The organism is Streptomyces sp. PA03-6a (assembly GCF_033792765.1).
In the GTDB taxonomy this organism is placed as follows: Bacteria; Actinomycetota; Actinomycetes; order Streptomycetales; family Streptomycetaceae; genus Actinacidiphila.
Window position 1 is genome coordinate 1 of record NZ_JARAVK010000245.1, and the last position, 13,381, is coordinate 13,381.

10 protein-coding genes are annotated in these 13,381 nt (G+C 70.6%); 7 read left to right on the forward strand and 3 right to left on the reverse strand.

All coding sequences use genetic code 11. The features are described 5' to 3' along the window. Window positions 1–353 precede the first annotated feature (353 nt). From PV350_RS37605 to PV350_RS37625, 5 genes are all read left to right on the forward strand, one after another. Window positions 354–1,526 (forward strand): branched-chain amino acid ABC transporter substrate-binding protein, encoded by a 1,173-nt coding sequence (locus PV350_RS37605; protein ID WP_500337959.1) that lies wholly within the window; start codon window positions 354–356, stop codon window positions 1,524–1,526. A 133-nt stretch (window positions 1,527–1,659) separates the two neighbouring features. Continuing rightward, window positions 1,660–2,589, forward strand: coding sequence for a branched-chain amino acid ABC transporter permease (locus PV350_RS37610; RefSeq protein ID WP_499511269.1), 930 nt, complete (start codon window positions 1,660–1,662; stop codon window positions 2,587–2,589). Further along, a complete protein-coding gene (locus PV350_RS37615) occupies window positions 2,586–3,953 on the forward strand; it encodes a branched-chain amino acid ABC transporter permease (RefSeq protein WP_499511270.1) in 1,368 nt (455 codons plus the stop codon). The genes PV350_RS37610 and PV350_RS37615 overlap by 4 nt, the downstream gene beginning before the upstream one ends. Continuing rightward, entirely contained in the window at window positions 3,950–4,882 is a 933-nt protein-coding gene (locus PV350_RS37620; RefSeq protein WP_499511271.1) for an ABC transporter ATP-binding protein, read from the forward strand. The genes PV350_RS37615 and PV350_RS37620 overlap by 4 nt, the downstream gene beginning before the upstream one ends. Beyond that, on the forward strand, window positions 4,879–5,646 hold the full coding sequence (locus tag PV350_RS37625) for an ABC transporter ATP-binding protein (RefSeq protein WP_499511272.1): 768 nt from the start codon (window positions 4,879–4,881) through the stop codon (window positions 5,644–5,646). Before PV350_RS37620 ends, PV350_RS37625 begins: the two co-directional genes overlap by 4 nt. Window positions 5,647–5,740: 94 nt before the next feature. Here the strand turns inward: PV350_RS37625 and PV350_RS37630 are convergent, their stop codons facing one another. Both PV350_RS37630 and PV350_RS37635 read right to left on the reverse strand, forming a co-directional pair. Then, window positions 5,741–6,226: a PaaI family thioesterase gene (locus PV350_RS37630; protein ID WP_499511273.1), complete on the reverse strand. Its 486-nt coding sequence runs from the start codon at window positions 6,224–6,226 to the stop codon at window positions 5,741–5,743. 56 nt (window positions 6,227–6,282) lie between these two features. Beyond that, complete coding sequence (locus PV350_RS37635; RefSeq protein ID WP_499511274.1) at window positions 6,283–8,592, reverse strand: FdhF/YdeP family oxidoreductase; 2,310 nt, start codon at window positions 8,590–8,592, stop codon at window positions 6,283–6,285. A gap of 67 nt (window positions 8,593–8,659) precedes the next feature. On the opposite strand from PV350_RS37635, the gene polA reads away from it, so the two are divergent. Then, on the forward strand, window positions 8,660–11,395 hold the full coding sequence (polA, locus tag PV350_RS37640; RefSeq protein WP_500337961.1) for a DNA polymerase I: 2,736 nt from the start codon (window positions 8,660–8,662) through the stop codon (window positions 11,393–11,395). Here polA and PV350_RS37645 read toward each other — a convergent pair. Next, window positions 11,326–12,216 carry a DUF4184 family protein gene (locus PV350_RS37645; RefSeq protein WP_499511276.1) on the reverse strand — a complete coding sequence of 297 codons (891 nt, stop codon included), beginning with the start codon at window positions 12,214–12,216 and terminating at the stop codon, window positions 11,326–11,328. The two genes, polA and PV350_RS37645, sit on opposite strands and share 70 nt — an antisense overlap. A 152-nt stretch (window positions 12,217–12,368) precedes the next feature. Here PV350_RS37645 and PV350_RS37650 point away from each other — a divergent pair. Beyond that, window positions 12,369–13,381, forward strand: a 1,013-nt coding sequence (locus tag PV350_RS37650) for a lytic transglycosylase domain-containing protein (RefSeq protein WP_500337963.1), incomplete at its 3' end; no start/stop codon positions are given.

A 13,381-nucleotide genomic window follows, 5' to 3' on the forward strand; every position in this document is an offset into this window, starting at 1 on the left:
GGGAAGGGGTGGGCCATGTCGCGGCGGCGGCGAGGGCCGCTACCGTGGCTCCGGCGAGTGCTCCGGCCAGGGCCGTCAGGGCGGGCCGGCGGGCCAACCGCCGCACAAGGCCGCCAAATCGGACCTTTGACTCCATCTCTCCCCCAGGGGTCGTCCGGTTACCGGTAAGGACCGTTCTGTTTCCGGCACATGACCGAGGTCACCGTCCGATCACATATCTTCCGACGGCCTATCTGAGTGCCTGATCAGCGGATTACATTCCCGCCAACCCGCGTGGAGTTCACGCGGTCGCAATCCGGAGGGCCTACGGCCCGCCGACTCGTAATCTCATTGAGCGGCTCCAGGGGGTCGTAGTGCTCAACAAGAAGCTCGTCAAGCTTGCCATCCCGGTGGCAGTTGGCGCTCTCGCGCTCACCGCGTGCGGTGGCGACAAGGACGACAGCAGCAGTGGCGGCGGCAAGCCGACGTTCTCCATCGGCTTCCAGGGTCCGCTGTCGGGTGACAACAGCGCGCTGGGCATCAACGAGGACAACGGTCTGAAGCTGGCCGTGGAAGAGGCCAACAAGAAGGGCGACCTGCCCTTCACGCTGAAGGTCGTGGACGGCGACGACCAGGGCCTGCCGGACCAGTCGCCCGCTGCGGCCCAGAAGCTGATCGGTGACACCAGCGTCGTCGCCGTCGTCGGCCCCGCGTTCTCCGGCCCGACGAAGGCCGCGGGCGGTCTGTACGCCCAGGCGCAGCTCGCCGCGGTGACGCCGTCGGCGACCAACCCGGACCTGACGAACCAGGGCTTCTCCTCGTTCCTGCGCGGTGCGCCGAACGACAACGAGCAGGGTGCCGGCATGGCCGAGTACCTCTCGAAGCACGAGAAGGCCAAGAAGGTCTTCGTCATCGACGACAAGAGCGAGTACGGCGTCGGTCTGGCGAAGGTCGCGATCGACAGCCTGAAGGCCGCGGGCGTCACGGTGGAGACGGACTCCGTCCCGGCGAAGACCCCGGACTACACCGCTGCCGCGACGAAGGTCGTCAACTCCAAGGCCGACGCGCTCATCTACGCGGGTTACTACGCGGACCTGGCTCCGTTCGCCAAGAAGCTGGCCGACGGCGGCTTCAAGGGCATCGGCGTCTCGGGTGACGGCTCCAACGACGCGAAGTTCGTCGAGCTGGCCGGCGCCGCGTCCGAGAAGTGGTTCCTGACCTGCCCGTGCACGGACGCCACGAAGAACGAGAGCACCAAGGCGTTCACCGAGGCGTACACCGCGAAGTTCAACACGCCCCCCGGCACCTACTCGGCCGAGTCGTACGACATCGCGAACCTGATCATCTCCGAGATGAAGAAGCTCGGTAAGGACGTCACGCGCGACAAGCTGCTGGCGGCCCTGAAGGGTGTCAACTACAAGGGCCTGACCAAGGAGTTCGCCTTCGACGACAAGGGTGAGCTGAAGACCAAGAACGTGTACCTGTACCAGGTCGCCGACGGCAAGATCGGCTACCTGGGTGACGTGGCCACCCTCAGCGCCAGCTGACCCGGCAACTGACACCTGAGGTGGGGGGCGTGGGGCGCGGCACGGATTCCGGCCGCCGCCCCGCGCTCCCCATCGCTGTGTCGGACGCGTTTTCGCCGCCCTTCACCGGCTTCAGCAAGGATTCCCACGCACGATGAATCTCTTCCACAACTTCTGGGACTACTTCATCCCAGGCTTGACGACGGGTTCCATGTACGCCGTCATAGCGATCGGGTACACCCTGGTCTACGGCGTGCTCCAGCTCATCAACTTCGCGCACAGCGAGGTCTTCATGATGGGCGGCTTCGGTTCGCTCGTCGTGCTCTCCGAGCTCGCCCCGCAGTCCCCGCACGGGTTCAACTCCGTCGTGTGGGTGATCGTCGGCATGATCGCCGGCGCCCTGGTCGGAGCGCTGACCGCGTTCGGGCTGGAGAAGGCGGCGTACAAGCCGCTGCGCAAGCGCAACGCCCCGAAGCTGGTCTTCCTGATCAGCGCCATCGGTGCGTCGTTCTTCCTGTACAACCTGGCGGGCAAGCTGTGGGGCCGCAACCCCGTGCCGATGCCGGAGCTGTACACCAACGGTGAGGTCTTCAGCGTCTTCGGCACCCCGGTGAAGATCACGCAGCTGATCATCATCGGTTCCGCGGTCGCGATGATGATCGGTCTGGACCTGGTGGTCAACCGCACGAAGATGGGTGCGGGCATCCGGGCCGTGGCGCAGGACGCCGAGACGGCGGGTCTGATGGGTGTCGACATCGACAAGATCATCTCCCGTACGTTCATCATCGGCGGTCTGCTGGGTGGCGCGGCCGGCTTCCTGTACGGCTTCGGCATCTCCGGCCAGGTCTGGTTCACGGTGGGCTTCCTGCCGGGCATCAAGGCCTTCGCGGCGGCGGTGCTGGGCGGTATCGGCAACATCCGTGGTGCGATGCTGGGCGGTCTGCTGCTGGGCATCGTCGAGAACCTGAGCTCCCCGCTCTTCGGCACCCAGTGGATCGACGTGACCGCGTTCGTGATCCTGATCCTGGTGCTGATGTTCCGTCCGACGGGCATCATGGGCGAGCGTCTGGGGAGGTCGGCATGAGCAACGCGACCGCTGCCAAGTCCTTCTCGGTGGACGTGGCGAAACTGCGCCGCAAGGCCTGGTACCAGCAGCCCCGCTGGACACGGCTGCTCGGCATGCTGGTGCTGGGCTTCATCCTGGCGCTGATGACGGGCGAGGACGGCAACCCGGCGGAGAGGCTGTCGGCGTTCACCGGCGCCTTCCAGTCGGCGCGGCTGTGGATCTGCCTGGCCATCATGGTGGGCGTGTGGGCCCTGGTGGAGTTCGGCGCTCCGGTGCGCGACGCGGCCCGGCAGGGTGCGCAGGGTGTCGGCAAGTCGCTGGAGCCGACGCGGGCGATGTTCCGGTCCAACGGCTGGCTGCGGCTGGGCGGACTGGTGGTCGTCCTGGTGCTGGCGATCGTCATCCCGGCGAACACCAGCCTGTTCTGGCAGGAGGTCCTCGTCACGCAGATGGGGATCTTCATGATCATCGCGGTCGGTCTGAACGTGGTGGTCGGCTGGGCCGGTCTGCTGGACCTGGGCTTCATCGCCTTCTACGCGATCGGCGCGTACTCCTGCGCCTTCTGGACCGGCCACATGCCGGTGAAGCCGCCGTTCACGGTGGGCGCGCTGGAGTCGATCCCGTTCGCCATCGTCACCTGTCTGATCGCCGGTGTGCTGCTCGGCGCCCCGACGCTGCGGCTGCGCGGTGACTACCTCGCGATCGTGACGCTGGGCTTCCACGAGATCGTGTACCTGGTCGCGAAGAACTCGGACGGCTTCACGAACGGTTCGCGCGGTGTCATCGGCATCCCGCACCCGTCGATCCACATCGGTCCGATCAACTACGACTGGACGCTGGACCCGCTGCCGTACTGGTACCTGCTGCTGTTCTTCCTGGTGGTGCTGATCTTCCTGTACAACCGCCTGGAGCACTCGCGGATCGGCCGCACCTGGACGGCGATCCGGGAGGACGAGGTGGCCGCCTCCGCGACGGGCATCAACACCGTCCGGTACAAGCTGCTGGCCTTCGCGATCGGCGCGTCGACCTCGGGTCTGGCGGGCGTCGTCTACTCCAGCAAGGTCGGCTTCATCAACCCGGAGAACTTCACCATCGTGCTGTCGGTGCTCGCGCTGGCGTACGTGGTGTTCGGCGGCATGGGCTCCATCGCGGGCGTGCTGTTCGGTGCCGCGCTGCTGGTGTGGCTGCCGAACGCGCTGCGTGACCTGGTGCCGGAGCAGGACCGCTTCATCTACCTGGGTGCGCTGCTCGTCATCATGATGATCTTCCGTCCGCAGGGTGTGATCCCCTCCCGCCGCAGGCAGCGTGAGCTGCACATGGCGGAGGCGGGCATCGGCGACGCCGATGCGATGACCGAGCCGACGGGAGGCGTGAAGTCGTGAACGCGGTGGAGGAAGCGGGCGTGCAGCCCGCGCAGACCGGCGGTGCGGTGCTGCAGGCCCGTGGCGTGACGCTGCGGTTCGGCGGTCTCACCAGCCTGTCGGACGTCAACCTGACGATGCGGCGGGGCGAGATCCTCGCGGTGATCGGCCCGAACGGCGCGGGCAAGACCTCGCTGTTCAACTCCCTGACGGGCGTGTACGTCCCGCAGGAGGGCACGATCACCTTCCATGCGGAGGGCGGTTCCGAGCACAAGCTGCTCGGCGCCAAGCCGTACCTGGTGAACCGTTACGGTGTCGCCCGGACCTACCAGAACATCCGGCTCTTCAGTGCCCTGACGGCGCTGGAGAACGTCAAGATCGCGGCGGAGTCGCGGCAGAAGTCGGGAGCGATCTCGATCATGCTGGGCCTGCCGTGGGCGCGCCGGGACGAGAAGGCCAGCGACGAGCGGGCGCAGGAGCTGCTGTCGTACGTGGGCCTGTCGGGCAAGCACAACGAGCTGGCCGCCAGCCTTTCCTACGGTGACCAGCGGCGTCTGGAGATCGCGCGGGCGCTGGCGACCGACCCGAAGGTGCTGCTGCTGGACGAGCCGGCGGCCGGTACGAACCCGACGGAGAAGCTGGAGCTGGAGCAGCTGATCCGCCGGATCAACCAGGACCTGGGCGTCAGCGTGCTGCTGATCGAGCACGACATGAAGCTCGTGATGTCGGTCGCGGACCGCGTCATGGTGCTGAACTTCGGCAAGGTGATCGCCGAGGGTCTGCCCGAGGAGGTGCAGCGCGATCCCGCGGTGATCGAGGCGTACCTGGGTTCTGCCGACGAGGAGGCCGTGGAGGCCGTCGCGGAGATGGTGGAGATCGTCGAGTCGCACCACGCGGCCGACGCTCCGGAAGTCCCCGCACCGCGTGAGTCCGAGGAGGAGGGCCGATGACCGAGGCCGCCAACTTCGAGAAGGCGACGGACGGTTCCGTCGCCCAGGCCCCGGCGATGCTGGAGCTGGTCGACCTGCAGGTGTTCTACGGCGCGATCCAGGCGCTCAAGGGCATCAACGTGACGGTCCGGCAGGGTGAGGTCGTGGCGCTGCTCGGCGCGAACGGCGCCGGCAAGACGACCACCCTGCGCACGATCTCCGGTCTGCTGCAGCCCCGCCACGGCGAGGTGCGCCTGGGCGGTGAGCGGATCGACGGCGTTCCCGCGCACAAGGTCGTGGAGCTCGGCATCGGCCAGTCGCCGGAGGGCCGCCGTGTCTTCCCGGTGATGACGGTGCTGGAGAACCTTGAGATGGGCGCGTACCGGTTCAAGGGCGTCTCCAAGGACGACCTGGACCGTGTGCTGACGCTCTTCCCGCGCCTGGCGGAGCGGCGTACGCAGCTGGCGGGCACCCTGTCCGGCGGTGAGCAGCAGATGCTGGCCATCGGCCGGGCCCTGATGGGCCGCCCGAACCTGCTGCTGCTCGACGAGCCGTCGATGGGGCTGGCGCCGCTGATCGTCCAGCAGATCTTCGAGATCATCAAGGAGATCAACGACCAGGGCACCACGGTGCTGCTGGTGGAGCAGAACGCCTCGCAGGCGCTGCAGCTGGCCGACCGCGGCTACGTGCTGGAGACGGGCGCGATCGTCATGGAGGACGACGCCTCGGCCCTGCTGTCCGACCCGCGGGTGCGTGCCGCGTACCTCGGTGAGGGCGCGGCGTAGCGTCCGGCGTCGTACGGCGTTTCACACCGCGAGGAGGGCGGCCCCCGGAGGATTCCGGGGGCCGCCCTCCTCGTGCGTCCCGTGCGGGCGGGGGTCAGGCGGTGACGGTGCCCGGCGTGGCCGGGGTGGCCGGGCGCAGCGCGCAGGTGAGGCGCGCGGAGCAGACCCGGCGGTCCTGCTCGTCGCTGATGACGACCTCATAGGTCGCGGAGGAGCGGCCGCGGTGGACGGGAGTGGCGACCCCGGTCACCCGGCCGGAGCGCAGGCCGCGGTGGTGGGTGCAGTTGAGATCGACGCCGACGGCGAGCTTGCCGGGGCCGCCGTGCAGCATGGCGCCGATGGAGCCGATGGTCTCCGCCAGGACCGCGGAGGCGCCGCCGTGGAGGAGCCCGTAGGGCTGGGTGTTCCCCTCGACGGGCATGGTGCCCACGACGCGCTCCGCGGACGCCTCAACGATCTCGATGCCCATGCGGGAGCCGAGGTCGCCGGCGGAGAACAGCGCCACCAGGTCGACGCCGAGTCCGGCGTACTGCTCGATGACCTCCGGGGAGAAAAGGCTGGTCGTGGTCTGCTCGCCCATGGACGGTGGCTCCGATCGTCGTCGTTCGGTGTACTGGCCCGTTTTCTACCGGACGGTCAGTGGGGACCGCCGGGCGGGGTGGTCTGTTCCAGCCGGACGACGACGGACTTGGACGCCGGGGTGTTGCTGGTGTCGGCGGTGTGGTCGAGCGGGACCAGCACGTTGGTCTCCGGGTAGTAGGCGGCGGCGCAGCCGCGGGCCGTCGGGTAGTGGACCACCCGGAAGCCCTCGGCGCGGCGTTCCGTGCCGTCCGTCCACTCGCTGACGAGGTCGGTGTAGGCGCCGTCGGCGAAGCCGAGGGCGGCGGCGTCGTCGGGGTGGACCAGGACGACGCGGCGGCCGCCCTTGATGCCGCGGTAGCGGTCGTCGAGGCCGTAGATGGTGGTGTTGTACTGGTCGTGCGAGCGCAGCGTCTGCAGCAGCAGCCGGCCCTCGGGGACCCGGGGGTACTCCAGGGGGGCGGCGGTGAAGTTGGCCAGCCCGGTGGCGGTGGGGAAGCTGCGGGAGTCGCGCGGGGCGTGCGGGAGGGTGAAGCCGCCGGGGCGGCGCACCTTGACGTTGAAGTCGTCGAAGCCGGGGATCACGCGGGATATGCGGTCGCGGATCCGGTCGTAGTCGCCCTCGAGCTCCTGCCAGGGCACGCGGCTGTCCGGGCCGAGGACGGCGGCGGCGAGGCGGCAGACGATGGCCGGCTCGGACAGCAGCAGGGGGCTCGCGGGTTCCAGGCCGCCGCGGGAGGCGTGCACCATGCCCATGGAGTCCTCGACGGTGACGAACTGCTCGCCGGCGGCCTGGACGTCCCGCTCGGTGCGGCCCAGGGTGGGCAGGATCAGGGCGCGGGCGCCGGTGACCACGTGGGAGCGGTTGAGCTTGGTGGACACGTGCACGGTGAGGCGGGCGCGGCGCATGGCGGCCTCGGTGACGTCCGTGTCGGGTGAGGCGGCGACGAAGTTGCCGCCCATGGCGAAGAAGACCTTGGCGTCGCCGTCGCGCAGGGCGCGGATGGCGGCGACGGTGTCCAGGCCGTGCTCGCGGGGCGGGGCGAAGCCGAACTCCTTCTCCAGGGCGTCGAGGAAGGCGGGGGCGGGCTTCTCGTAGATGCCCATGGTGCGGTCGCCCTGGACGTTGCTGTGGCCGCGGACGGGGCACACGCCGGCGCCGGGGCGGCCGATGTTGCCGCGCAGGAGGAGGAAGTTGACGACCTCCTTGATGGTGGGCACGGAGTGCTTGTGCTGGGTGAGGCCCATGGCCCAGCAGACGATGACGCTCTTGGCGCCGAGCACCATGGCGAGGAGTTCGTCGATCTCGGACTGGGGCAGGCCGGTGGCGCGCAGCACCTCGTCGGGGTCGGTGGCGCGGGCGGCGGCGGCACACTCCTGGAAGCCGTGGGTGTGGCCGTCGATGAAGGCCTGGTCGAGGACGGTGCCGGGCGCCTGGTCCTCGGCCTCCAGGAGCGCCTTGTTGAGGGCGCGGAACAGGGCCTGGTCACCGCCGAGCCGGATCTGCAGGAAGAGGTCGGCGAGCGCGGTGCCGCCGCCGGCCAGGCCCTTGGGGGTCTGCGGGTTCTTGAAGCGCTGCAGGCCGGCCTCGGGCAGCGGGTTGACCGTGACGATCTTCGCGCCGCTCGCCTTCGCCTTCTCCAGGGCGGAGAGCATGCGGGGGTGGTTGGTGCCGGGGTTCTGCCCGGCGACGATGATCAGGTCGGCGCGGTAGAGGTCCTCGAGCAGGACGCTGCCCTTGCCGATGCCTATGGTCTGCGCGAGCGCGGAGCCCGACGACTCGTGGCACATGTTGGAGCAGTCGGGCAGGTTGTTGGTGCCGAACTCCCGGGCGAAGAGCTGGTAGAGGAAGGCGGCCTCGTTGCTGGTGCGGCCCGAGGTGTAGAACACGGCCTCGTCGGGGCCCGTCAGGCCGTTCAGCTCGTCGGCGACGATCTCGAAGGCGCGTTCCCAGGGGACGGGCTCGTAGTGGTCGGCGCCGTCCGGCAGGTACATGGGCTGGGTGAGGCGGCCCTGCTGGCCCAGCCAGTAGCCGCTGCGCCGGGCGAGGTCGGCGACGGGGTGCGCGGCGAAGAAGTCCGGGGTGACCCGGCGCAGGGTGGCCTCCTCGGCGACGGCCTTGGCGCCGTTCTCGCAGAACTCGGCGGTGTGCCGGTGCTCGGGCTCGGGCCAGGCGCAGCCGGGGCAGTCGAAGCCGTCCTTCTGGTTGACCTTGAGGAGGGTGAGCGCGGTGCGTCGCACCCCCATCTGCTGCTGCGCGATGCGCAGGGTGTGCCCGATGGCCGTGAGCCCGGCAGCGGCGTGCTGCGGGGCGCTGACCTCGGGTGCGTCCTGGACGGGGTCGCCTGCGGGTGCTTTGCCTGCCATGGCTTCGATCCTGCCACGACAAGGCGGCGGACCGGCAGTGTCAGTCGGGCGTGGGAGGATCGGGGACGTGGCAGCCAAGGCAGAGAAGACGAACGCAGCGACCGGCACCGCACCCCAGGGGGGTGAGCGGCCCCGGTTGCTCCTGCTGGACGGGCATTCGCTGGCGTACCGGGCCTTCTACGCGCTGCCGGTGGAGAACTTCAACACCACCACCGGGCAGCCGACGAACGCGGTGTACGGCTTCGCGTCGATGCTGGCGAACACGCTGCGTGACGAACGGCCGACGCATCTGGCGGTGGCGTTCGACGTCTCGCGGCGCACGTGGCGTCTGGAGGAGTTCCCGGAGTACAAGGCGACCCGGTCCGCGACGCCGGACGAGTTCCGCAGCCAGGTGACGCTGATCGGCGAGCTGCTGGACACGATGAAGGTGCAGCGATTCGCCACGGAGGGTTACGAGGCGGACGACGTGATCGCCACGCTGGCCACGCAGGCGGAGGCGCTGGGGTACGAGGTGCTGATCGTCACCGGCGACCGCGACTCCTTCCAGCTCGTCTCGGACCACATCACGGTGCTGTACCCGACGAAGGGTGTCTCCGAGCTGACGCGGTTCACCCCGGCGAAGGTCGAGGAGAAGTACGGGCTGACCCCCGCGCAGTACCCGGACTTCGCGGCGCTGCGCGGCGACCCGTCGGACAACCTGCCCGGCATCCCGGGCGTCGGGGAGAAGACCGCCGCCAAGTGGATCACCCAGTTCGGCTCGTTCGCGGAGCTCGCGGACCGCGCGGACGAGGTGAAGGGCAAGGCCGGCGAGAACCTGCGCGCCCACCTGGAGTCGGTGAAGCTGAACCGCCGGCTGACGGAGCTGGTGCGGGACGTGGAGCTGCCCTGCGGGCCGGAGCAGCTGGCACGGCAGGCGTACGACCGGGACGCGCTCGACGTGGTGCTGGACACCCTGGAGTTCCGCCACCCCAACTTCCGGGAGCGGCTGTACGCGGCCGACCCGGGTGCCGCGGAGCAGGGCACGCCGGAGGTCGCCGGCGGTGTGGCCGTCGAGGGCCGCGTGCTGGCCGCGGGCGAGCTGGCGGCTTGGCTGGTGGAGCACGCCGGCGGGCCGCTGGGCGTGGCGACGGTCGACGCGTGGGCGCTGGGCGCGGGCAGCGTGTCCGAGGTGGCGCTGGCGACGGCGGAGGGCCCGGCGGCGTGGTTCGACCCGTCGGCGCTGGACGAGAAGGACGAGCAGGCCTTCGCGGCGTGGCTGGCGGACGCCGCCCGGCCGAAGGTGCTGCACAACGCCAAGAACGTGATGCGGGTCTTCGCCGAGCACGGCTGGAGCGTGGACGGGGTCACGATGTGCACGGCGCTGGCCGCGTACCTGGTCAAGCCCGGCCGCCGCTCGTTCGCGCTGGACGACCTGTCGGTGGAGTACCTGGGGCGGGAGCTGGCCCCCGCGGGCGGCGAGGACGGCCAGTTGGCCTTCGGCGCCGACGAAGAGGCCGAGGCGGACGCCCTGATGGTGCAGGCGCGCGCCGTGCTGGACCTGGGCGACGCGTTCGCCGCGCGGCTGGAGCAGGACGGCGCGCTGCGGCTGCTGCGCGAGGTGGAGCTGCCGACCTCCACGCTGCTGGCGCAGATGGAGCGGGCGGGCATCGCGGCGGACCGCGAGCATCTGGAGCGCCTGGAGCAGCGGTTCGCGGGCGAGGTGCAGCTCGCCGTGAAGGAGGCGCACGCCGCGGTCGGGCACGAGTTCAACCTGGGCTCCCCCAAGCAGCTGCAGGAGGTGCTCTTCGGCGAGCTGGGGCTGCCCAAGACGAAGAAGACCAAGACGGGTTACACCACCGACGCGGACGCGCTTGCGTGGCTGGCGGCGCAGACCGAGCACGAGCTGCCGGTGATCATGCTGCGTCACCGGGAGCAGGCGAAGCTGCGGGTGACGGTCGAGGGGCTGGTCAAGACGATCGCTCCCGACGGGCGGATCCACACCACGTTCAGCCAGATCGTGGCGGCCACGGGCCGGCTGTCCTCGACCGACCCCAACCTGCAGAACGTGCCGGTGCGCACCGACGAGGGCCGGGCGATCCGCCGAGGCTTCGTGGTCGGCGAGGGCTACGAGTCGCTGCTGACCGCCGACTACAGCCAGATCGAACTGCGCGTGATGGCCCACCTGTCGGAGGACGAGGGGCTGATCGCGGCCTTCGACTCCGGCGAGGACCTGCACACCACGGTCGGCAGCTACGTCTTCTCGGTGCCGCCGGAGCAGGTGGACGCCGAGATGCGCCGCAAGATCAAGGCGATGTCCTACGGGCTGGCGTACGGGCTGTCGGCCTTCGGCCTGTCGCAGCAGCTGGGCATCGAGGCGGCCGAGGCGCGCGGCCTGATGGAGACGTACTTCGAGCGGTTCGGCGGCGTGCGGGACTATCTGCAGCGCGTGGTGGAGGAGGCCCGGGTCACGGGTTACACCGAGACCTTGATGGGCCGCCGCCGCTACCTTCCCGACCTCACCAGCGACAACCGTCAGCGCCGCGAGATGGCCGAGCGGATGGCGCTCAACGCGCCGATCCAGGGCTCGGCCGCCGACATCGTCAAGATCGCGATGCTGAAGGTGGACGCGGCGCTGGCGCGGGAGGGGCTGCGCTCCCGGATGCTGCTGCAGGTGCACGACGAAATCGTGGTCGAGGTCGCCCCGGGCGAGCGGGCCGCGGTGGAGGAGCTGGTCCGCCGCGAGATGGCCGCCGCCTACCCGTTGCGGGCGCCGCTGGACGTCTCCGTGGGCGTCGGTCCTGACTGGGAGTCGGCGGCCCACTGACCGCCGGTCCCCGGGCCGTCGCGGCGGGCGGCGCGGTGCGTGAGGTGCACCGCGCCGGCGCAGGTCGCGGCGGCCAGGGCGAGCCCTGCCCCGGCGCCGAAGAGGCCGGCCGGGATCATCCCGGCGGCGTCGCCGGTCGCCCCGTACCACTGCTCCGCGCGTACGGCCGCTCCGGCGGCCGTGGTGACGCCGAGGGCGGTCAGGGCGAGCCGCCGGGCCCGGCGCGAGAGCCGGGGCACGGAGGAGGGGCGCTTTTCGGCCGTACCGGGCACGGCCCTCAGGGCGCGCAGCCCGTACCAGCCCAGCAGGGCCAGCGCCACGGCCGAGCTTCCGTACTGGACGTACTTGTGCAGGGCCGTGCCGTGCACCTCGTGGTCGAGCACGGGCAGCAGGCGCACGCCCCACCGCCCGGGGTGGGTGAAGGCGTCCCAGACCACGTGGGTGGTCGCCCCGGCCACGGCCGACGCCCAGAAGGCCGCGACCGTGCGTGGCGAGGGCCGCATGCGGTCGCCGACGCCGGCCAGGGCGGCGATCCCGGCCTGCCGGTGCTCGGGCAGCAGCGCCACGAGGGGGCCGCGCAGCACCGCCCAGCCGCCCACGAGCCCGGCGGCGATGACCGGGTCCACGAGGGCGACGCCCAGCGGGGCGTGGGTGACCTGCCCGAAGCCGAAGAGGCCCCGCACCAGCGAATCGGCGAAGAACGGCACGTCGGGGGCGAAGGAGCCGGCGACGAGGGCGGCCGCGACGAGCGGGCCGCGTCCCCGTACGGTGCCGGCGCGGTCCTGCCGCAGACCCGGCAGCACTGCCAACGCATGACTCATCGTGAACGGCATGCAACCTCTTCCGGAACACATCTGTCTGATCAGTATGCGACGTCCGGGACGGTGGCTCCGTTCGGGAAGTTGCCGTAGGGTCACCAGGGTTGCCACGCAGGGAGACGGGCGACACACGGCTTTCGGGAGGGGCAGCGGGTATGCGAGCGCGGTACGGACGGCGGATCCGCAGGGGAGTCGCGGGCACCGCGGTGGCCGCCGCGGCCATGGCGGCGCTGACGGGTTCCCAGGCCCCCGGACTGCTGCCGGGCATCCTCAACACCAGCGCAGGCGCCCCGATCGTACCCCCGCCCGGCGACCCCATCGACGGCAACTCGTCGGAGTACTTCACCGGTCTCCCGCCGCTCAACACACCCGCTCCCGGCACCTCCGCCACCCCGGGCACCGGGCCGGGGACCGGCACGACCGACGGCACCGGCCTGCCGGTGTCGGTGCTGGAGGCCTACCGCAGGGCCGAGACGGCGCTCGCCGCGAGCGACCCCGGGTGCAACCTGCGCTGGGAGCTGCTGGCCGCGATCGGCCAGGTCGAGTCCAACCAGGCGCGCGGCGGCAACGTCGACTCCGCGGGCACCACGCTCTCCCCCATCCTGGGCCCGGTCCTCAACGGCAACGGCTTCGCGAACATAACCGACACCGACGACGGCGTCTGGGACGGGGACAAGGTCCACGACCGTGCGGTCGGCCCGATGCAGTTCATCCCGTCGACCTGGCAGACCTGGGGCGCGGACGGCAACGACGACGGCGTCACCAACCCGAACAACATATTCGACGCGGCGCTCGCCGCCGGCCGCTACCTGTGCGCGGGCAACCGCGACCTGTCCGTCGAGCACGACCTCCACCGCGCGATCCTGGGCTACAACAACTCGACGGCGTACCTGAACACGGTCCTGTCCTGGTACGACCACTTCCGCGAGGGCGACGTCGTCTCCCTCCCTGACGTGGGCGGCGCGGGCAGCGACACCCCCGACGACCCGCCGTCCTCCACGGCGCCGTCCAGCTCGCCCTCGCCGACGTGGTCCCCGAGCATGAGCGCCTCGCCCCGGCCGACGAAGTCGCCCACGCCGACCGCGACCGCCAGCGGCACGATCGGCCCCCCGTCGGGCAGCCCCTCGCCGACGACCTCGCCCACCGACCCCCCGACGACGGGCCCCAC

Bases quoted from the DNA above. Each gene is read 5' to 3' on its own strand.
- PV350_RS37610 (WP_499511269.1), top strand. From the start codon at position 1,660: ATGAATCTCTTCCACAACTTCTGGGACTACTTCATCCCAGGCTTGACG.
- PV350_RS37615 (WP_499511270.1), top strand. From the start codon at position 2,586: ATGAGCAACGCGACCGCTGCCAAGTCCTTCTCGGTGGACGTGGCGAAA.
- PV350_RS37625 (WP_499511272.1), top strand. From the start codon at position 4,879: ATGACCGAGGCCGCCAACTTCGAGAAGGCGACGGACGGTTCCGTCGCC.
- PV350_RS37630 (WP_499511273.1), bottom strand. From the start codon at position 6,226: ATGGGCGAGCAGACCACGACCAGCCTTTTCTCCCCGGAGGTCATCGAG.
- PV350_RS37635 (WP_499511274.1), bottom strand. From the start codon at position 8,592: ATGGCAGGCAAAGCACCCGCAGGCGACCCCGTCCAGGACGCACCCGAG.
- PV350_RS37645 (WP_499511276.1), bottom strand. From the start codon at position 12,216: ATGAGTCATGCGTTGGCAGTGCTGCCGGGTCTGCGGCAGGACCGCGCC.